Genomic DNA, 18,592 nt, shown 5'->3' with positions numbered 1-18,592 from the left:
GGAAATCGGAGCATGACCCAGACTGCGCCATATCCGAACGACCCACGCATCCATGTCGATGCTGACCATCTTTTGCAGCTGGGGCTCAAATCGCGGGCACTCAGCCTGCTACCTCGCCAACCCGCGCGATCGATCCTGAATGGTCGTCACGCCTCGCGCTTACGCGGCCGCGGCCTGAATTTTGAAGAACTGCGCGGCTACCTGCCGGGTGACGACATCCGAACCATCGATTGGAAGGTCACTGCGCGCACGGGAAAGCCCCATGTCAGGGTCTATACCGAAGAGCGTGATCGCCCTGCTCTTCTGCTGGTCGATCAGCGCATTTCGATGTTCTTCGGAACAAAAGTCTACATGAAATCCGTCATCGCTGCCGAAGCTGCTGCGATTGCGGCGCATCGGATTCTTGGCCAAGGCGATCGTGTCGGAGGCCTCGTATTTGGCGACACAGACGTTGCCGAACACAGACCACAGCGCCGCGCAGCAGCCCTTACCCGGTTTTTATCCTCCATCGGAGCTGCCAATTCACGCTTGCAAGCAGGCTTTAATCTACAGCCAACCGTGTCTCTGAACGATATTCTTTCAGAAGCTGCGCGCATCACCCAGACCAGTGGATTGATCTGCCTGTTTTCGGACTGTGATGGGCTGGATGCGGGGTCTGAACCTTTGTTGCGCCGCATGGCGCTCTCAAACGATCTGATCGTGTTCAATATTGCGGATCCAACGGCTCAGGTCCTCGCACCGAACTTGAAAATGACGGTTTCCGACGGTGACGAGCAGATCGAAATCGACAGTTCCGATCCTGAATTATCAGCAAAAATCCGAAAATCCATGGAGGATCGGTTGGCGCAACTGCACATCTGGTCCCGACGATATGGTTTTCCGGTCATTTCTTTGACAACGGCGGAACCCGCGTTGGATCAGTTGCTGCGCTTGTTTGGACATCGTGGGGGTCTGAAATGAGTGTCGATACAACGGGAAAATCTTTGGTTGATCTGTTGGACATGCTCGCACCAGCGCCGGAGCCTACGGTTATTTCGATGATGCCCCAGACATGGGGGTGGGTTGCAATCGTCGCCGTACTGCTGAGTATTGCTGCTTTCGGCACAGTCATGATCCTTAGGCACAGGCGCATGAATGCCTACAGGCGGTACGCGCTGGCAGAGCTTGCGTCGTCCGATCTCTCTGCCGCAAAGGTTGCCGAGATCCTTCGCCGCACTGCACTGGCCGCGTATCCGCGCGAACAAGTCGCGGGAATTTATGGTGAAGATTGGCTGAAGTTTCTATCTCAAACAATTGATAGTAAATCGTTTAACGACGAAACGGGGCAGCTGCTTGCAAAAGCTCCATATCAAGACACCCCACCAAACCCTGCCATCACGCAGCTTGCACGGCACTGGGTCAAATCCCACAAATCGTATCGGAGAACGTGATGTTTTCGTTCGCTGCTCCGTGGGTTTTTCTGTTATTTCCGTTGCCGTTGCTGGTTTACTTTCTTGCTCCACCCCAGCGCGAAAAAGCTGCTTCCATACGCATTCCATTCTTTCGCCGTGTTGCGAAGGCGGCGGGTGTTGAGCCGAAATCAGGTTCATTGATCCCAGGTCGGTCCCAGCTTCAAATGGCGAGTGTAGTGTTGATCTGGATTCTATTGGTGCTGTCGCTGGCCCGTCCGGAACGATTGGGCGATCCCATAGTGATAGAAAAGTCAGCGCGTGACGTCGTTCTTGCATTAGACATTTCGGGCTCAATGGATCAGCGCGATTTCGAAACCGAATCTGGCGCCCCGATGCAAAGGCTGGAGGCTGTCAAAGACGTCTTGAGAAAATTTATTTCCGAACGAGATGGCGATAGAATGGCCCTGATTATCTTTGGCACACGCGCCTTCATTCAAGCACCTTTCACGGAAGACCTGAATAGTTTGAATGGGTTCCTGGATCAAACTCAAGTTGGAATGGCAGGTCCGAATACCGCCTTGGGCGATGCGATCGGGCTCGGGATCAGAACGTTTGATTCCAGTGAGGTCGACCAACGTCTCATGATCGTCCTCAGCGACGGAGCCGATACGTCAAGCCGAATGACACCGATAAATGCTTCGACAATCGCCGCTGAAAAAAATGTGGTCGTCTATACGATTGGCGTCGGAGATCCCAACGCCTCGGGAGAAGACCGCGTGGATCTACAAGCGCTGAAGGACATCGCCGATCGCACCGGAGGTGAATACTTCTTTGCCGATGATACCTCAGCTCTCGCAAAGACCTACGAACGCATTGATCAGCTCAACCCCAGAATAGTGGAAACTCAAAGCTATCGTCCCACACGAAGCCTCACCCATATTCCGTTGGCATTTGCATTGATTGTCATTCTTATCAGCGCAACCGGGTTCCATTTCTCCCAGCGACTTAAGGGGGTCATTCAATAATGGAGCTGTCTGATTTCCATTTTATAAGAGGCTATTACCTTCTGCTTCTCATCCCGATCGCCGCTTTGTGGTGGTTGATCAGGCCTAAACCCGCGACTGAGGCCAGGCCGCCTGCGGGGATCGCCCCACATCTGGCCGCTGCTTTGCAGGTGGGTAAGGACGAGATCCGCCACGTTCAGCCAATTGATGTCGCGATGATCATCGCGACACTTGTCGCCCTCGCGGCCTCAGGTCCTACCTGGTCGCGTGCATCCAATCCGCTGATCGCGGATACCGCCCCATTGGTAATCGCCCTCAAAGTCACGGACAGTATGGAGAGTGCCGACCTTGCGCCCTCGCGGTTGGACCGCGCAAAGTTCAAAATCGCCGATCTGATCAACGAACGTTCTGGCGCGCGCACCGCCCTGATAGCATATGCAGGAACGCCGCACCGTGTGGCCCCCTTGACCGATGATGCCAACATCCTTCGCCCTCTGCTTGAGGGTCTAACGCCAGCGGTCATGCCAGTCGAAGGTGACGCCGCAACTGACGCCCTCGTGTTGGCTCAATCCATACTGGACGACAGCGAGACCCCGGGGGCTGTACTGTTCGTATTGGACGACCTCGATCCGTCTCAAGTGTCCGAGATAAATACCTCAACTACCGATATTTTCTTTCTAACAATGTTGCCAGATAGCGGACGTATTTCGCAGCTGGATAACATCCAGGGCGCATCGGTCGTTCCGTTCTCCGACGACAATCGAGACATTGATCGACTGCAACGCCAGATTCAATCAGCCTACACAGCCGCGCTGGATGAAGATGACCGCCTGGACTGGCAGGATAACGGCTGGATCCTGGCGTGGCCCGCCGCCTTGTTGTCGTTGCTATGGTTCAGAAAAGGCTGGGTGATCCGTTGGGCTTTGCTGGCGATATTCGTTCTGCCACCCTCCGGAGCGCGCGCCGATGGGTGGCGAGATTGGTTCCTCACTCCCGACCAGCAAGGACAGATTGCGATGAACCAAAAGCGCTTTGGCGATGCCGCGGAATTGTTTGAGGACCCCTATCACAAAGGTTATGCCTATCTAAGGGACGGGCAGTATCCGCAAGCGTCCACCATTTTTGCCGGGCTGGACACTCCGGAAGCGGCGTTTGCCGAAGGCATGGCCCGAATACGAAACCGAGAATATCGCCCAGCCATTCTGGCCTTCGAGACCGCTCTGGATCGGCGTCCGGGTTGGCCCGAAGCGCAGCACAATCTCGAGCTGTCCAAAGCTATCCTGGATTTTGTCGAAACGACCCGCGAACAGTCCGATACAGGCGAGGAAGCTGGCATCGGTGCGGATGACACAGTGTTCGACAATGACGCGGCGCGCGGTAGCGAAACTACGATTCAGGCGCCCAAGGACGGGCCACAGACGCTTTCAGCAGATCAGTGGATCAGTACGATTGATACCGATATGCAGGATTTCTTGCGCAACCGGTTTCTTCTGGAAAATCAGGAGCAAAAGGAATGAGATACGTTATCTTCTTCATTCTTCTTTTCGCTCGTCCCGTGTTCGCTCAGGGCAGCGAAGCGACTGCGCCTCAGGTCACAATCGAAGTCCCTGACGAGCCTGTCATTGTAGGTCAACCGACGATCGTCCGGATCAGGGTTTTGGTGCCGACCTACATGCCGCAACCTCCGGTGTTTCCTTCATTGGAACAACAAAACCTTTTGGTTCGACTGCCTGAGCGCGCTTCGGGACCGATCAGCGAGACGGTGAATGGAGCGACCTGGTCCGGCGTTCAGCGCAGCTATCGCTTATATCCTTTGGCGGCAGGACCGGTTTCGTTTAACTCGCAAGAGATTGTCGTGACTTATGCCGATCCTCAGACCAACGACCCTGTTCAGGTTTCGTTGGCACTCCCGCCTGTGCAGCTCAACGCCGAGGTGCCTGAAGGTGCCCGAGGACTTGATCCGTTGATCATCGCAACCGGGTTCTTGCTTGAACAGCAGGTGGACGGCCCGACCGATATGCAGGCCGGTGATGCCATCACACGCGAACTGATCGCGCGGATCACAGGCACCACACCACTGTTGATCCCCAAATTGACGCCGCCTGATCCCGCCTCCTTGCTGAGCGCATATCCCAAGGAGCCTCGCTTTACAGAAGCAGAAGATCGTGGAGTGCTGTCCGGAACACGCGTCGAAGAGACAGTATATATCGCGCAGGAGGGTGGCGAGACGCAATTACCCGCTGTGTCAATCAACTGGTTCAATTTGCAGACCAACAAAGTCGAAACGACCTCGATCCCTGCAACCGAGCTGATTCTGGCGCCGCCAAAGTGGCAGCCTCCCGACACGGAAACCCTTGTTAGAGCAGCACTTTGGATCGCGTTTATTGTTTCGGCTTCATGGCTTGCGGTACGATTTATTCGCCCACGCTATCGGGTCTGGAACGATGCGCGGCAGTTTAGATATCTTGCCTCGGGAAAATACGCCACTGACGCCTTGAAATCTGCGTTGCAGGCGCAGGATTTAGCCGCTGCTTATGGGGCTTTGGAGCTTTGGAAAAAGCGCAGCGATCGACCCGATCACGCATTACCGCTCGAACGCAGCCTGACTACGATTGGAGCCGCGCGGTATTCCGGCGGGAACCAGAAACCCTCTGAAGATTGGGCTTCGGCAATGCAATGCCTGAAAGACTTAGACCGTACCGCACGACCCGAGCGCGGAGCGTTGCCACCGCTCAATCCCTAGGAGTCAACTTTGACAGTTCGCGATCAATTTGCGCCTGTCAATCAAACGTAGTCGACCATATCCCAACTCAACCAAGCCCAAATCCGCCAAGCGGTGAAGGCTGCGACGCAATGTCGGTTGTGACACTGCAACCATCGCCGCAAGCTCGTCCTGAGACACAATGATCCAGCCATTGGATTTCGACGTGCCCTCGTCCAGATGCAGCAGACGCAGAACCAGACGTTTTTCCGAACCTGTGACCGCCAAGTTCGCCATGATACGCAGGGCTGTTTTCATGTTTTCCCGCGTCAACGCATAGAAATCGCGGACATATTCAGGATTTTCTTGAACCAGCCGCTCTATACGAGAGCTGGGAAAGAACAGCGTACGAGTCTTCTGAGTGCTCACGACGCTGACCAGTCGTTGCGCCTCGGCAAAAAGTGCAAGGTCCCCAATCCAGAAGCCTATGCCATCCCGATGAAGCGCGAATTCCTGCCCATCATCGGCTGGTGCCGTGATCTGTACAGATCCATCAAGTACCGCGTGGATACCATTTGCCGGGTCGCCATGGTGATAGAGGGTTTCGCCAGGGTCGAAGGTTCTGGCAACTGCACAGGTCAAAAGGTCGTTCTGGAACTTTGCATCACGCGTGCCAAACCAGTCGGTTTGGGTCAGAGTTCTCATATCGTCATCATTATCAAACATTAGCATCTTTCAAAATGATCATATGATAGGTTTTCGACACGTTTCATCGCGTAAGCTAGTTCCGTTCGATTCCCGGACCATTACATATTTTTTCTGTCGGTAATCAACAGCTTGCGCACGGCTTCAAAGTTCAGACTAGTCGCTGCCTCTAAAACTCAATTGGTCGGGCCATTAAAGCTCGCTTAGTCAGGAGCACCCTATGTCACCTCCACAAATGATTGCAGATAGCTGGCGCAACACGATGCGCAAGTTCGCAGTTGCGACCTTTTCCGTCGCGCTCGCCCTGCCCGCCTGGGCGCAGGATCAGAAGCCCAATATTCTGGTGATATGGGGCGATGATATCGGTCAGTCGAACATCTCGGCCTATACCATGGGTCTGATGGGGTATCAGACGCCCAACATCGACCGCGTGGCCAATGAAGGCATGATCTTCACCGATTACTATGGTGAACAATCCTGCACCGCCGGTCGGTCGTCCTATATCATGGGACAGTCCGTGTTCCGGACCGGTCTATCCAAGGTTGGTCTTCCCGGTGCTGATCTTGGTATGCAGGTCGAAGACCCGACAATCGCGGGTTTGTTGAAAGACCACGGATATGTCACTGGTCAGTTTGGCAAAAACCACCTTGGCGACAAGGATGAACATCTTCCGACAAACCATGGATTTGATGAATTTTTTGGCAACCTCTACCACCTGAACGCTGAAGAAGAGCCAGAAAACGAGGACTATCCGGGGGACCGGGTACTGTCCGATGGTCGTACCTTCCGCGAGGCGTATGGTCCGCGCGGCGTCATCAAATCCAAGTCCGATGGCACCATCGAAGACACGGGCCCCTTGACCCGCAAGCGCATGGAAACCGTGGATGACGAAACCGTAGCCGCGGCGATCGATTTCATCCAGCGGGCACATGAGCAAGGCCAGCCCTTCTATGTCTGGTGGAACGGCACGCGAATGCATTTCCGCACCCATGTCAAAGACGAGATGCGCGCACAGGCCAATGAAATCTCGGGCCGCGTTGCGGATGAATACACTGCGGGCATGATCGAACACGACATGCATGTCGGGCAATTGCTGGATCTGCTGGACGAGCTTGGCATCGCCGACAACACGATCGTCCATTATTCCACAGATAACGGACCGCACATGAACACCTGGCCCGATGCGGCAGCGACGCCGTTCTGGGGTGAGAAGAACACCAACTGGGAAGGTGGATGGCGCGTTCCATCCATGGTGCGCTGGCCGGGTCAGATTGAAGCCGGGTCTGTGACCAATGAAATCGTCCATCACATGGACTGGCTGCCCACCTACCTTGCGGTTGCCGGTGATCCCGACATCAAGGAAAAGCTGAAGGCCGGTTACAGCTCCTCCGGCATGGGGCGCGAGTACAAGGTGCATCTGGATGGCTATAACATGCTGCCTCTGCTGACCGGTGAAAGCACTGAGAGCCCGCGCAAAGAGATCTTCTATTTCTCGGATGATGGCGACCTCACGGCGCTGCGCTTCGAAGATTGGAAACTGATCTTCCTTGAGCAGAAAGCATGGGCAACCCTGCGCGCCTGGATCGAACCATGGACCGAGCTGCGCATCCCTCTGATCGTCAATCTGCGACGCGACCCGTATGAACGGGCCTATCGGACCTCTAACACCTACTATGACTGGCTGCTGGACCGGGCCTATTTCCTCGTGCCGGCCCAACAATATGTTGGCGCTTTCCTAGGCACGTTTGAGGAGTTCCCTCCCCGCCAGAAAGCTGCCAGCTTCAACCTGGATCAGGTCATGGAGAAGCTGACAACGCCGACCAACAACTAGGTTCGGCAGTTCTGCATCATTGGTCGCCCTGTAAAGGGCGGCCTTTTAGCATTGTAAACCGATGAGATTCTCATGCGACACGTTGTTCTAGGCGCCTTATTGGCCTTCACGCCACTGCCTCTGCTTGCGGACCCTTTACCCAGTTGGAATTCGACGGGTGCGAAAGAGGCAATCGTCGAATTTGTTAATGCGGTTACTGATTCGGAAGGGCCGGACTATGTGACCCCGGCAGATCGGATTGCCGTCTTCGACAATGACGGCACGCTTTGGGCAGAACAGCCGGTATATTTTCAGTTCATCTTCGCGATGGATCGGCTGGCTGAACTGGCTAAACAAGATCCCGGCATTCTCTCGACCCCTATCCTGAAAGCAGCTGCCGAAGGTGATCTCGAGACCGTTTTTGAAGGCGGACATGACGCTTTGATTGAGGTGATCAACGCCACCCATTCCGGCGAAAGCGTCGAAGAGTTTCAGGCCACCGTCGCCACGTGGCTGAACACCGCGCGTCATCGCGACACCGATCTACCTTACAACCAAATGACCTATCAACCGATGGTCGAACTGCTGCGCTATCTGCGCGATGAAGGGTTCACAACCTATATCGTCTCGGGCGGTGGGCTGCATTTCATGCGCGTCTTTGCAGAAGAGGCCTATGGTATCCCCCCGGATCAGGTCCTGGGCACCTACGGAGAGACTGTCTATGACACGTCGGGGGATGCTCCGATGATCATCAAGGCCCCTGGAATTGCCTTTATCGACGACAAGGAAGGCAAGCCAATCAACATCGAACGGACCATCGGCAAACGTCCCGTTCTGGCCGGGGGCAACTCGGACGGGGATTTCGCCATGCTGGAATGGACAACCGCCGGCGACGGGCCGCGCCTGGGCGTTTTGATCCATCATACCGACCCTGATCGGGAATGGGCCTATGATCGTGAAAGCCCGATCGGGCGGCTGGTCGACGGGCTGGATAAGGGGCCGGATATGGGCTGGGTCATAGTTGATATGGCCAAGGACTGGTCGCGCGTCTACACTGGGACAAACTGAACAATCCCGGACTGTTAGACGCCGATGTGGACCTTGCTCGTTTCGATCTCTGTATTTGCACTTTATTGCGCGGCAGTGGTTTTTTCGGTGCGGGCAGCCCAGACCGCGCGTACCCCACAAGGTGCAGTCGGCTGGGTGGTATTCCTGCTGTCAGCGCCAGTCTTTGGTGTTCCGCTCTATCTGTTTCTGGGCCACCACCGATTTCGTGGCTATCGCATCGCCCGTCAGGAGAGCGAGCGCGTGGTCGAAGGAATCAAGACCTTCGCCGATTTCTCGAAACCCGACCCAGAAACCCTGCGGATCAATCCGCGACCGTTCGAGGCCCTTGCCCACCTACCCGTTTCGCGCGGCAATGGTGCCGAGCTGTTGATCGATGGGCAAGCCACTTTTGACGCCATCCTGGGCGAGATAGACAAGGCCAAAAACTATGTACTGATCCAGTTCTACATCGTGCGTGACGATGACCTTGGTCGGCAGGTTCAAGAGCGTCTGATCGCTGCCGTCAAACGTGGCGTGCATGTGCGTTTCATGACCGATGCGGTCGGCAGCTATGGTTTGCCTACCAGCTATCTCGAAACCCTGCGTGAAGGTGGGGTTGATGTTGCGGATCCCCGCGAGCAACGCGGCCCGAATTTCCGGTTCCAGCTGAACTATCGCAACCATCGCAAGACGGTGATCATCGATGGTGAAACCGGATTCATCGGGGGCCATAACATCGGGGTGGAGTATCTTGGACAAAGCCCTCGGTTCGGGCGTTGGCGTGATACGCATATCCGAATGACAGGCCATGTCGTCCGGCAGCTGCAATTGATCTTCACTGAAGACTGGCATTGGGCCCGGGATGAAGACTTGATCGACGAGCTCGACTGGGCTGGCAGCGAATCTGATCAGGATATGAACGCTCTGCTTGTGGCAACCGGCCCGGGCGACGAGACGGAAACCGGTTCGATGATGTTCTTTGCCGCCATCACCGAAGCAAAAGAGCGCCTTTGGATCGCCTCACCTTATTTCGTGCCGGACATCGACATCATGACCGCCCTGCAACATGCCGCGCTGCGCGGTGTTGATGTGCGTATTCTGGTGCCCGACGTAATCGATCACCGCCTGCCTTGGCTGGCCGCCTTTGCCTATTTCGACGAAATCCGCGACTGCGGTGCACGGGTGTTCCGCTATACCGACGGGTTCATGCATCAGAAGGCTTTTGTCGTCGATGATACCTTGGCCGCGGTTGGCACCACCAATCTGGACAACCGTTCTTTCCGGCTGAATTTCGAGGCGATGGCCCTGTTCTTTGACCCGCGCGCAGCGAATGCGGTGGCACAGATGCTCGAGACCGATTTCGAATCGAGCTACGAGCTGACCCAAAATCTGCTGCAACAACCGGCGCATATACGCTTCGGCGCACCGCTCGCGCGGCTCTTTGCGCCGATCCTCTAGCTCAGGAACCGTTCTTCGAACACGCGAGTCATCAGGGCAACAAGGAAAGCGGTGGACAGGCCAAATGCCAGCAGCCCCGTAACCGAAGCGAACGCCCCGAATATCCGCAACCCTTCACCCAGCACGATGTCGCCGTAACCCAGCGTCGTGAACGTCACCAACGAAAAATAAAGCGCCGAGTTCCAGTCCGGCAACACATCCCCCAGCACCCAGACAATCGCCCAGATCCAGACCTGCACGGTATGAGTCAAAACGATAAACAAAAGCGCCACCGTAATCGGCCCCGCAGTCGCTATGATCGTATTTCGCGTCTCCCACCAGTCCACTAGCCTGCGGATGACGATGACACAGACGGTCAGAAGGATAATCTCGATCAGAAAGCAAATGCCCAGATAGAGGCTGCCCCAAAGGATTTGCTGTGACAAAGTCATGAAACGGCCTCGGACCTCTGCGCTGACGTTGTTTGCAGCATGGGGCTTTCTGTGTCGGTGAACAACCCTGAGGCCTGCGGCGAATAGAACCGAATTCCGCTCTGGACACTGCCGGGTTGCGTTGCACATTGTGACCAAACCAGATGAGGCCACGCATGCTGCTGTCGATTGATCACGTCCGGAAATCTTATGCCGGAGGACGACCCGTTCTGAACGATGTCTCGCTGAGTCTGGAACAAGGTCAAACACTGGCACTGACCGGCGAAAGCGGTAGTGGCAAGAGCACCCTTCTGCATCTGGTCGCGGCGCTGGATGGGTTTGACGGCGGAGAGATCACTCTGGACGGTCAACCGCTGTCGCCGCTGAATGACACTGACCGCGCTGCATTGCGTCGCAACAGTCTGTCGCTGGTGTTTCAGCAGTTCAACCTGATCCCGTCGCTGACAGTCGCGCAAAACCTCTCGATTCATGCACGCCTTGCGGAGCGTGCCGACACCAAGTGGATCGAGCATCTGAGCGAACGGCTCGGGTTGTCCGAGCTGAAGGATCGATACCCCGAAAGCCTCTCGGGCGGCCAGCAGCAGCGCGTTGCTATCGGACGCGCCATGGCAACGCGGCCCAAACTGCTGCTTGCGGATGAGCCCACCGGCAATCTGGACGAAACGGCCAGTGCCGTCGTGCTGGATCTGATGCTGTCTCTGGTGGCCGATACGGGTGCAGCGTTGCTGCTTGTCACGCATTCGAACGAGATTGCCGCGCGGCTCGACCGACGCGCGCATCTGGCGGGTGGTCGCATTACATGATTGGTCCTGCCGTTCAGTCTCTGTTATCTCACTGGCGCGCGCATCCACTGCAGCTGGTGACGTTGCTGACGGGGATTGCTCTGGCCACCTGTCTCTGGTCCGCCGTTCAGGCCATCAACGCCGAAGCGCGTGCCAGCTATGCACGCGCCAATGCTCAACTCGTCATCGGGCAGTTCGATGAGCTTCAGAATCCCGGTGGCACCATCACTCTTCAGCAATATGCCGAACTCAGGCGCACCGGTTGGCAGGTTGCCGCGGTTCTCGAAGGCCCACTGCGCGTGGGAGAGCGCCGCCTACGACTGATGGGTGTCGATATGGTGGCCTATCCTGCCTTGCCCGCTGTTACAGAAGTCAATGAAAGCACCACCCCCCCTGATCCCTCCGATGTTCTGACCGCGCCGGGGCGTTTGATTATGGCTCCCGACCTTGTCCCCCTGTTCGAGGTGACGGAGACTTTTCCGCCTGTGATTGAGACCACCGCCCTGCCCCCGGATCTCATCCTTACCGATATCGGCGTGGCCGAACGTCTGCTGGGGCGTCCGGGGCAAATCTCGCGACTGGTGATCCTGCCCCAGCAGCCCCGCGCGGTACCGCCCTTGTCTGAGGTCGCACCTGAATTGCAACGCATCAGCGCGTCGGCGCAAATGGACACCGCGCAACTGACCGACAGTTTCCACCTGAACCTGACGGCCTTTGGTCTGCTTTCATTCGCGGTCGGCCTGTTCATTGTCCACGGAACAGTCGGACTGGCCTTTGCCCAAAGACGCGGCATGATCCGTACCCTGCGCGCGCTGGGGCTGCCACTGAAACAACTGGTGATCATCGTGCTGGGCGAATTGCTGTTCATCGCCCTGATCGGAGGCATCCTGGGCCTCATTCTGGGCTTCTTCCTGGCAGGCGCACTGCTGCCCGACGTTGCTGTCACATTGCGCGGGCTCTACGGCGCATCGGTCGACGGACAGATATCCCTGCGCCCGCAATGGATCGCGGCGGGGCTTGCCATGGCAATCGGCGGCACCCTTGTCGCCAGCGGCCACGCCCTGTGGCGGCTGTCACGCATGCCAATTCTAGCAGGCCCCGGTTTGCAAGCTTGGCGCAGTCAGGGATCCGCGCGCCTCAGCGGAGCCTTGGGGCTTGGATTGATCGCCGCTGGGATCATCATCTTTTTCGCAGCCGGTGGTTTGCTATCAGGTTTCGCACTGCTGGCCGGAGTGTTGACGGGTGCCGCCCTGACCCTGCCCGCACTGCTGTCCGCAATCCTCTCTTACTTTGCACGTCGGGCAAAAGGCCCGCTAGCGCAATGGGTTTGGGCCGACATGCGCGCGCAGTTGCCGGGCCTCTCACTCGCGCTGATGGCATTGCTTCTGGCGCTCGCCGCGAACATCGGCGTGGGCACGATGGTCTCGAGTTTTCGGCTCACCTTTATCGGCTGGCTCGACCAGCGCCTGACGTCCGAGCTCTACGTGACTGCACAAGACGAAGCTCAGGCCGCGCAGATAGCGGAATGGCTGGACCAGCAAGTCGCGGCAATCTTACCCATTCGCAGCACCGAACTGCCGCATGAGACAGGTCCATTGTTTCTGTATGGCATCGTCGATGATGATACCTATCGCCAGAATTGGCCGCTGATCGCCCAAGCAACCGATGTATGGGATAATGTCCTGCTACGCGGTGATGTGTTGATCAATGAACAACTCGCCCGCCGCGCCGATCTATGGCCCGGCGATACGCTGTCGCTCTCGCCGGAACATGAACTGAGCATCGCTGGCGTGTATTCCGACTATGGTAACCCCACCGGACAGGCGATCGTTGCGATGCCCATTCTCGATCAGATCGCCCCCGGCACGGACGACCGACGCTTTGGTATCCGTATCGCGCCAGACCGCGCAACCGATCTGGCCCAAACCCTGCGGCAGCGGTTCGATCTGCCAGCTCGCGCAGTTGTCCACCAGGCAGCAATGAAAGCCCAATCACTGGCGATATTCGAAAAAACCTTCGTCGTGACCTCGGCCCTGAACATCTTGACGCTCGGGGTCGCGGGCTTTGCGATCCTGACGAGCCTGCTGACGCTGTGGACACAACGCTTGCCGCAGGTCGCACCGGTTTGGTCTTTAGGGCTCACACGGGCGCAGCTGGCACGGCTGGAGCTTCTGCGCAGCGTACTACTGGCCGCCCTGACCGCCTGTCTGGCGCTACCGCTTGGGTTGGTGCTTGCCTGGGTTCTGTTGACAGTGATCAACGTCCAGGCCTTTGGCTGGAAGCTCCCGATGCACCTCTTTCCCGGCGACTGGATTGGACTGTTTCTGCTAACCTTGATCGCCGCGACCCTCGCGGCGGCATTGCCCGCTTGGCGGCTGCTCCGCCTGCCCCCTGCCGCCCTGCTGAGAGTTTTCGCAAATGAACGTTAAAGCCCTCGTTCTCTTCCTCCTGCTCCCGGTTACGGCCTGGGCGCAAGGCTATGCCGGGCTAGGTGGCAGCGCCGATGGATTCGATCGCCCAGCCGCTGGATACAGTTTCCAGTTCCCCCGCGATCATGGCCCGCACTCAACCTACCGGATCGAGTGGTGGTATCTGACCGCAAATCTAACCGGAGAGGACGGGCGCGACTATGGCATCCAATGGACCTTGTTTCGCTCGGCGCTGAAACCGTCGGAAGCCGACGGATGGCAAAGCCCTCAAATCTGGATGGGCCACGCCGCGGTCACGACGCCTGATGCGCACTATTTCACCGAACGCCTGTCGCGCGGGGGCGTTGGTCAGGCAGGTGTCATCGCAAATCCGTTCGAAGCCTGGATCGACGAATGGCACATGCGCGGAGACATCGAGGGTTCGATGGACCTGACCGCCAACGGCAATGATTTCGGCTATGATCTAAGTCTTCAAGCGCAGGGTCCGCTGGTGTTCCACGGAGAAGACGGATACTCTATTAAATCCGCCGACGGGCAAGCCAGCTTCTATTACTCGCAACCTTTCTACAGCGTCGAGGGCACCCTACATCTGCCGGACCGTGATATCTCTGTGACCGGTCAGGGCTGGCTGGACCGCGAGTGGTCCTCGCAACCGCTGGCCGAAGATCAGAGCGGCTGGGATTGGTTCTCGCTCAGCTTCAACGGCGGAGACAAACTGATGGCCTTCCGCCTGCGCGGTGCGCGCGGCGATTTCACCGCCGCGACATGGATCAACGCGGATGGCCAGACGCAGGCGCTGCCAGATGGGTCGGTCAAATTCACGGCCCTCGGGACCAGTCCGGTCGCGCAGCGCGACATTCCGACCAGATGGCGCGTTCAGGTGCCGGATCGTGAGCTTGATGTTGAAGTAGCCGCCCTGACCCCCCGATCCTGGATGGGTACAAGCTTCGAGTATTGGGAAGGCCCGATAACCATTTCAGGCAGCCACAGCGGGCGCGGTTATCTTGAAATGACCGGGTATTAGGGATTTGTCACCGACCCGCCAACGATATCGGCAGAAAGATTGCTTGCCAGGTTCAGATCTTCTGGTTGAACGTCGATATGTGCGGCTCAGTTTCGCATCAGAAAACCAGGTGTTTCGCCTGACAGGTTTTCTGAAGAGCAGCCCAGAACCCTATTTTTTAAGCGTATATTGCTCTGAAATGATTGATGTGGTGCCCAAGGAGAGACTCGAACTCTCACGCCCGTGAAGGCGGGGGATTTTGAATCCCCTGCGTCTACCATTCCGCCACTTGGGCCACGTCACTTGGATTAGCCTTCAACTGACGGAAGGTCCAGAGGCAAAAAACAACCATTGGCACGTTTGTTTAAATGACAGAGGTTGACCCCTCTGCAGGTGCATGCTTTGGCTTGGCCCAACAATTGCCGGGATACTTGTACCTTATGTTGCGATCACTTTATGACTGGACCATTCGTCTGGCCGAGCATCCTCACGCGCTTTGGGCGCTGGCGGTTGTCGCTTTTGTAGAAAGCTCGTTTTTTCCCATCCCGCCGGATGTTTTGATGATTCCCATGATCCTGGCACGCCCGTCTCGGGCATGGTTGATTGCCTCGGTCGCGCTGGTGGCTTCCGTTCTCGGGGGAATTCTGGGTTATGCAATCGGTGCCTTCTTCTATGAAAGCCTCGGCCAACCTGTGCTGGAAGCCATGGGCAAGGCCCATGCCATGGAAGAGTTCAACACCCGCTTCAACGATTTTGGCTTCTGGGCCGTGCTCACCGCCGGAGTTACGCCGTTCCCTTACAAAGTGATCACGATCATGTCGGGTTGGACCGGGATGCCGTTGGGAACCTTCATCGCAACATCGATACTCGCGCGGGCACTGCGATTCTTCGTCGTGGCTGGTTTGCTCTGGGGCTTCGGCGAACCGATCCGAGACTTCATCGAAAAACGACTTGGGCTGGTATTTACGATATTCATCGTGTTGCTGGTCGGAGGTTTCTTCCTGGTACGTTACCTATGACACGGAAATCACTGATTTTGCTGGCCGCCACAGGGTCGGCTGCCTTATTACTGGGTGCTTGGGCGTTTCAATACATCGGCGGACTGGCTCCCTGCAAAATGTGTATATGGCAGCGTTATCCGCATGGGATGGTTGTGATACTGGGTGTGCTGGCCTTTGCGTTTCCGGGCATCCGCCCTTTGCCCTTGCTAGGTGCGCTCGCCGCCGCAACAACCGCCGGGATCGGTTTGTTCCATGCAGGCGTTGAACAAGGTTGGTGGGAGGGCCCTTCGACGTGCACCTCTGGCCCAATCGGTGGGCTGAGCGCCGAGGAATTGCTGGATCAGATCATGTCTGCCCCACTGGTACGCTGCGACGACATCCCGTGGGAGATGCTCGGAATTTCCATGGCTGGTTGGAACGGGCTTCTCTCAAGCGCGCTTGCATTGATCTGGATTGCTGCCTGGCGAGCGCGCTAGGCGATTATTGCTGATCCAGCTCCGCATCCCAATAGAGGAAATCGATCCAACTGTCGTGAAGGTGGTTTGGCGGGAATTTACGGCCAATATTACGAAGGGCCTCAGCATCAGGTTGACGCGGCGGTTTGTTCAGAGACATCCTGGCTTGCCGCAGCGATTTCGACCCTTTGCGCAGGTTACACGGGCTGCAGGCAGCAACCACGTTCTGCCAGCTGGTAACACCACCCGCCGCACGCGGAACGACGTGATCGAAAGTAAGCTCTCCGCGGCTGCCACAGTATTGGCACTTGAATTCATCCCGCAGAAATAAATTAAAGCGCGTGAAGGCCACGCGCTTTCTGGGTTTTACATAATCTTTCAAAACAACGACCGAGGGTATTCGGATCTCGGTACTTGGGCTTCGAACCACTTCGTCGTATTCGGCAACTATGTCCACGCGGTCCAGCCACGCCGCTTTGATGGCCTCCTGCCAGGGCCAGAGAGACAGCGGATAATAGGAAAGCGGGCGATAATCGGCGTTCAGAACCAATGCCGGATGATGCCTCAGCGCACCGGGTTCCCTGACAAATTCGGTCCTGAAGTCTCCGTCCATATCAGAATCGCTCCTCGCTCTGTACTGCCCGTTTGTGACATCAGAGCGGGGAACACCCGCCCCGGCCTTAAGTTAACTATATATCGTGTTAAATCTCTGACAAGTGCCGAGTTCACACAACATCTCGGGTACTGGTTAGGACGAATCCGTAACAGATAAGTGACACTTATCCACAGGTTGCGCAGATGTGGCCCGGACGCTATGGCGGTGGCATGTCCTGGTTCATCCGCTTCAACAAACCTTTCGATGTGTTGCCGCAGTTCACCGACCGCGCCAACGCCGACTCGCCCCGCGCCACACTGTCGGACTTCATCGATCTGCCCGGCGTGTATCCAGCCGGGCGGCTGGACCGAGATAGTGAGGGCTTGATGCTGCTGACCGATAACGGGCGGCTGCAGGCACAGATATCCGATCCCAAGCACAAGATGGCCAAAACCTATTGGGTACAGGTCGAAGGCCTACCCGACGCAGCCGCACTTAAGGCGCTGCGTGATGGCGTTGAGCTTAAGGATGGTCTGACGCGTCCCGCCAAAGCGCGTTTAATTGATGAGCCTTCAGACCTCTGGCCGCGCACCCCGCCGATCCGTGTCCGTCAGACAGTACCGGATAGTTGGATCGAACTGACGATCCGTGAAGGTCGCAATCGTCAGGTTCGCCGCATGACGGCAGCTGTAGGCCATCCGACCTTGCGCCTGATCCGCGCCCGGATCGGAGACTGGTCCTTGGACGGCCTTGAGCCCGGCCAGTGGGAGAGCCTGCCGATGCCAGAGATAAGCGCCGCACCATCGCGCAAACGGGACAGACGTCCGCGCCGATGACAGGGACTGCCCCTAAATGCTAGACTGGCTTCATGAAAGTAACGCCCGACATACCCGCCCCGTCAGCGATACTAGAAGCAGCTCTTTACGTGGATGATCTGGACGCGGCCGAGCGGTTCTATGGTGAGCTGCTTGGACTTTCGAAGATTCAGCGGGTGTCTGACAGGCACGTCTTCTATCGAATCGGCGGCTCGGTCCTGCTGATTTTCAATGCGGACAAGACCGAAAAGCCACCACTGAACCCCGATCTGCCTGTCCCACCTCACGGCGCGCGCGGACCCGGCCATGTATGTCTGGTTCTGACCCGACCCGAGATCGAAGTGATGCGAAGGCACCTGCTTGACTGGAACGTACCGGTGGACGCCGAGTTTGACTGGCCCAGTGGCGCGCACTCGCTTTATGTGCGCGATCCTTCAGGTAATTCAGTTGAGTTTACCGAGGCACATCTGTGGGATTAACCTAGATCGAGACGTTTGGATATCCGATCCACCGGAGTCCCGTCACGAAGTAGCACGCCATATTTTACCGAGAAATCGCGAAAACCCATCTTTTCATAGTAATTCAGACCCAGAGTGTTATCGGCCCGTATGGTCGCGTTGATGCTGTTGAAACCCAGAGCACGGGCCAATTTCTCAGTTTCCGCAAACAATGCACACCCTGCCCCTTTCAACGCTGGCTCTCGACGGGTGAACGTCGCTATGTCGGCGCAATCATCCGGCAGGCTTTCGTGGATCCCGAGCCATTGGAAGCCAGCCACCTGACCTTTGTTATCCAGCGCGACATGGCAGCAAAGCTTGTCAGACCCTTTGAGATAGCTTTGGACAAATAGTGTTTCAGAGAATGGAAACTCAAACGCTGTCGTTCCGCAGATCTCGATGATCTGATTGAGGATGCTGCAGGCGTCTGCCACATCCTCTCTCATCATGGGGCGGATGACGATCATC

At 56.9% G+C, this 18,592-nt stretch carries 19 protein-coding genes and 1 tRNA gene; 15 read left to right on the top strand and 5 right to left on the bottom strand.

Going from position 1 to position 18,592, the window contains the following annotated elements; all coding sequences use genetic code 11:
* Positions 1 to 12 precede the first annotated feature (12 nt).
* From ACR0NF_RS03805 to ACR0NF_RS03785, 5 genes are read left to right on the top strand one after another with little or no spacing between them, the layout of a single operon-like run.
* The gene (locus ACR0NF_RS03805; protein WP_480657613.1) at positions 13 to 960 is read left to right on the top strand and encodes a DUF58 domain-containing protein; all 948 of its coding nucleotides are present in this window, start codon (positions 13 to 15) and stop codon (positions 958 to 960) included.
* Positions 957 to 1,430 (top strand): DUF4381 domain-containing protein, encoded by a 474-nt coding sequence (locus ACR0NF_RS03800; RefSeq protein ID WP_480777798.1) that lies wholly within the window; start codon positions 957 to 959, stop codon positions 1,428 to 1,430. Before ACR0NF_RS03805 ends, ACR0NF_RS03800 begins: the two co-directional genes overlap by 4 nt.
* On the top strand, positions 1,430 to 2,416 hold the full coding sequence (locus tag ACR0NF_RS03795) for a VWA domain-containing protein (protein ID WP_480777797.1): 987 nt from the start codon (positions 1,430 to 1,432) through the stop codon (positions 2,414 to 2,416). The genes ACR0NF_RS03800 and ACR0NF_RS03795 overlap by 1 nt, the downstream gene beginning before the upstream one ends.
* Positions 2,416 to 3,912 (top strand): VWA domain-containing protein, encoded by a 1,497-nt coding sequence (locus ACR0NF_RS03790; protein ID WP_480777796.1) that lies wholly within the window; start codon positions 2,416 to 2,418, stop codon positions 3,910 to 3,912. The genes ACR0NF_RS03795 and ACR0NF_RS03790 overlap by 1 nt, the downstream gene beginning before the upstream one ends.
* Complete coding sequence (locus ACR0NF_RS03785; RefSeq protein ID WP_480777795.1) at positions 3,909 to 5,138, top strand: hypothetical protein; 1,230 nt, start codon at positions 3,909 to 3,911, stop codon at positions 5,136 to 5,138. The genes ACR0NF_RS03790 and ACR0NF_RS03785 overlap by 4 nt, the downstream gene beginning before the upstream one ends.
* Positions 5,139 to 5,141: 3 nt before the next feature.
* Here ACR0NF_RS03785 and ACR0NF_RS03780 read toward each other — a convergent pair whose 3' ends face one another.
* A complete protein-coding gene (locus tag ACR0NF_RS03780) occupies positions 5,142 to 5,801 on the bottom strand; it encodes a Crp/Fnr family transcriptional regulator (protein ID WP_480777794.1) in 660 nt (219 codons plus the stop codon).
* 262 nt (positions 5,802 to 6,063) lie between these two features.
* On the opposite strand from ACR0NF_RS03780, the gene ACR0NF_RS03775 reads away from it, so the two are divergent.
* The 3 genes from ACR0NF_RS03775 to cls all read left to right on the top strand — a co-directional run bounded on the left by ACR0NF_RS03775 (position 6,064) and on the right by cls (position 10,116).
* Complete coding sequence (locus tag ACR0NF_RS03775; protein WP_480777964.1) at positions 6,064 to 7,632, top strand: arylsulfatase; 1,569 nt, start codon at positions 6,064 to 6,066, stop codon at positions 7,630 to 7,632.
* A 72-nt stretch (positions 7,633 to 7,704) separates the two neighbouring features.
* Positions 7,705 to 8,679: an HAD family hydrolase gene (locus ACR0NF_RS03770; RefSeq protein ID WP_480777793.1), complete on the top strand. Its 975-nt coding sequence runs from the start codon at positions 7,705 to 7,707 to the stop codon at positions 8,677 to 8,679.
* 24 nt (positions 8,680 to 8,703) lie between these two features.
* Positions 8,704 to 10,116, top strand: coding sequence for a cardiolipin synthase (gene cls, locus ACR0NF_RS03765; protein WP_480777792.1), 1,413 nt, complete (start codon positions 8,704 to 8,706; stop codon positions 10,114 to 10,116).
* Here the strand turns inward: cls and ACR0NF_RS03760 are convergent.
* Positions 10,113 to 10,547: an ion channel gene (locus ACR0NF_RS03760; RefSeq protein ID WP_480469732.1), complete on the bottom strand. Its 435-nt coding sequence runs from the start codon at positions 10,545 to 10,547 to the stop codon at positions 10,113 to 10,115. The genes cls and ACR0NF_RS03760 overlap by 4 nt on opposite strands.
* 155 nt (positions 10,548 to 10,702) lie before the next feature.
* Between ACR0NF_RS03760 and ACR0NF_RS03755 the strand changes: the two genes are divergently transcribed.
* The 3 genes from ACR0NF_RS03755 to ACR0NF_RS03745 are packed head-to-tail and all read left to right on the top strand — an operon-like array spanning position 10,703 to position 14,782.
* A complete protein-coding gene (locus tag ACR0NF_RS03755) occupies positions 10,703 to 11,350 on the top strand; it encodes an ABC transporter ATP-binding protein (protein ID WP_480777791.1) in 648 nt (215 codons plus the stop codon).
* The gene (locus ACR0NF_RS03750) at positions 11,347 to 13,758 is read left to right on the top strand and encodes an FtsX-like permease family protein (protein ID WP_480777790.1); all 2,412 of its coding nucleotides are present in this window, start codon (positions 11,347 to 11,349) and stop codon (positions 13,756 to 13,758) included. Before ACR0NF_RS03755 ends, ACR0NF_RS03750 begins: the two co-directional genes overlap by 4 nt.
* Positions 13,748 to 14,782 carry a lipocalin-like domain-containing protein gene (locus ACR0NF_RS03745; protein WP_480657600.1) on the top strand — a complete coding sequence of 345 codons (1,035 nt, stop codon included), beginning with the start codon at positions 13,748 to 13,750 and terminating at the stop codon, positions 14,780 to 14,782. The genes ACR0NF_RS03750 and ACR0NF_RS03745 overlap by 11 nt, the downstream gene beginning before the upstream one ends.
* Positions 14,783 to 14,970: 188 nt before the next feature.
* Here ACR0NF_RS03745 and ACR0NF_RS03740 read toward each other — a convergent pair.
* A tRNA-Leu gene (locus ACR0NF_RS03740) sits at positions 14,971 to 15,056 on the bottom strand.
* Between the two features lie 145 nt (positions 15,057 to 15,201).
* On the opposite strand from ACR0NF_RS03740, the gene ACR0NF_RS03735 reads away from it, so the two are divergent.
* The gene (locus ACR0NF_RS03735; protein ID WP_480657536.1) at positions 15,202 to 15,780 is read left to right on the top strand and encodes a YqaA family protein; all 579 of its coding nucleotides are present in this window, start codon (positions 15,202 to 15,204) and stop codon (positions 15,778 to 15,780) included.
* Positions 15,777 to 16,238, top strand: coding sequence for a disulfide bond formation protein B (locus ACR0NF_RS03730; RefSeq protein ID WP_480657535.1), 462 nt, complete (start codon positions 15,777 to 15,779; stop codon positions 16,236 to 16,238). Before ACR0NF_RS03735 ends, ACR0NF_RS03730 begins: the two co-directional genes overlap by 4 nt.
* 4 nt (positions 16,239 to 16,242) lie before the next feature.
* Here ACR0NF_RS03730 and ACR0NF_RS03725 read toward each other — a convergent pair whose 3' ends face one another.
* Positions 16,243 to 16,830, bottom strand: coding sequence for an HNH endonuclease (locus ACR0NF_RS03725; RefSeq protein WP_480469726.1), 588 nt, complete (start codon positions 16,828 to 16,830; stop codon positions 16,243 to 16,245).
* A gap of 212 nt (positions 16,831 to 17,042) precedes the next feature.
* On the opposite strand from ACR0NF_RS03725, the gene ACR0NF_RS03720 reads away from it, so the two are divergent.
* Positions 17,043 to 17,648: an rRNA large subunit pseudouridine synthase E gene (locus tag ACR0NF_RS03720; RefSeq protein WP_480471895.1), complete on the top strand. Its 606-nt coding sequence runs from the start codon at positions 17,043 to 17,045 to the stop codon at positions 17,646 to 17,648.
* A gap of 32 nt (positions 17,649 to 17,680) precedes the next feature.
* Complete coding sequence (locus ACR0NF_RS03715; RefSeq protein WP_480469725.1) at positions 17,681 to 18,106, top strand: VOC family protein; 426 nt, start codon at positions 17,681 to 17,683, stop codon at positions 18,104 to 18,106.
* Here the strand turns inward: ACR0NF_RS03715 and ACR0NF_RS03710 are convergent.
* A complete protein-coding gene (locus ACR0NF_RS03710) occupies positions 18,103 to 18,591 on the bottom strand; it encodes an N-acetyltransferase family protein (protein ID WP_480777789.1) in 489 nt (162 codons plus the stop codon). The two genes, ACR0NF_RS03715 and ACR0NF_RS03710, sit on opposite strands and share 4 nt — an antisense overlap.
* Position 18,592 lies beyond the last annotated feature (1 nt).

It is taken from the genome of Ruegeria sp. CF4, from assembly GCF_056537345.1.
The sequence above is the reverse complement of the archived record's forward strand: the minus strand, read 5'-3'. Positions and strand labels throughout refer to the sequence as shown.

Excerpts from the sequence above, each read along its gene's own strand:
- ACR0NF_RS03800 (WP_480777798.1), top strand. The coding sequence starts at position 957 with ATGAGTGTCGATACAACGGGAAAATCTTTGGTTGATCTGTTGGACATG.
- ACR0NF_RS03775 (WP_480777964.1), top strand. The coding sequence starts at position 6,064 with ATGCGCAAGTTCGCAGTTGCGACCTTTTCCGTCGCGCTCGCCCTGCCC.
- ACR0NF_RS03805 (WP_480657613.1), top strand. The coding sequence starts at position 13 with ATGACCCAGACTGCGCCATATCCGAACGACCCACGCATCCATGTCGAT.
- ACR0NF_RS03745 (WP_480657600.1), top strand. The coding sequence starts at position 13,748 with ATGAACGTTAAAGCCCTCGTTCTCTTCCTCCTGCTCCCGGTTACGGCC.
- ACR0NF_RS03770 (WP_480777793.1), top strand. The coding sequence starts at position 7,705 with ATGCGACACGTTGTTCTAGGCGCCTTATTGGCCTTCACGCCACTGCCT.
- cls (WP_480777792.1), top strand. The coding sequence starts at position 8,704 with ATGTGGACCTTGCTCGTTTCGATCTCTGTATTTGCACTTTATTGCGCG.
- ACR0NF_RS03715 (WP_480469725.1), top strand. The coding sequence starts at position 17,681 with ATGAAAGTAACGCCCGACATACCCGCCCCGTCAGCGATACTAGAAGCA.
- ACR0NF_RS03790 (WP_480777796.1), top strand. The coding sequence starts at position 2,416 with ATGGAGCTGTCTGATTTCCATTTTATAAGAGGCTATTACCTTCTGCTT.
- ACR0NF_RS03730 (WP_480657535.1), top strand. The coding sequence starts at position 15,777 with ATGACACGGAAATCACTGATTTTGCTGGCCGCCACAGGGTCGGCTGCC.
- ACR0NF_RS03795 (WP_480777797.1), top strand. The coding sequence starts at position 1,430 with ATGTTTTCGTTCGCTGCTCCGTGGGTTTTTCTGTTATTTCCGTTGCCG.
- ACR0NF_RS03785 (WP_480777795.1), top strand. The coding sequence starts at position 3,909 with ATGAGATACGTTATCTTCTTCATTCTTCTTTTCGCTCGTCCCGTGTTC.
- ACR0NF_RS03760 (WP_480469732.1), bottom strand. The coding sequence starts at position 10,547 with ATGACTTTGTCACAGCAAATCCTTTGGGGCAGCCTCTATCTGGGCATT.
- ACR0NF_RS03735 (WP_480657536.1), top strand. The coding sequence starts at position 15,202 with ATGTTGCGATCACTTTATGACTGGACCATTCGTCTGGCCGAGCATCCT.
- ACR0NF_RS03780 (WP_480777794.1), bottom strand. The coding sequence starts at position 5,801 with ATGAGAACTCTGACCCAAACCGACTGGTTTGGCACGCGTGATGCAAAG.
- ACR0NF_RS03755 (WP_480777791.1), top strand. The coding sequence starts at position 10,703 with ATGCTGCTGTCGATTGATCACGTCCGGAAATCTTATGCCGGAGGACGA.
- ACR0NF_RS03750 (WP_480777790.1), top strand. The coding sequence starts at position 11,347 with ATGATTGGTCCTGCCGTTCAGTCTCTGTTATCTCACTGGCGCGCGCAT.
- ACR0NF_RS03720 (WP_480471895.1), top strand. The coding sequence starts at position 17,043 with ATGTCCTGGTTCATCCGCTTCAACAAACCTTTCGATGTGTTGCCGCAG.
- ACR0NF_RS03725 (WP_480469726.1), bottom strand. The coding sequence starts at position 16,830 with ATGGACGGAGACTTCAGGACCGAATTTGTCAGGGAACCCGGTGCGCTG.
- ACR0NF_RS03710 (WP_480777789.1), bottom strand. The coding sequence starts at position 18,591 with ATGATCGTCATCCGCCCCATGATGAGAGAGGATGTGGCAGACGCCTGC.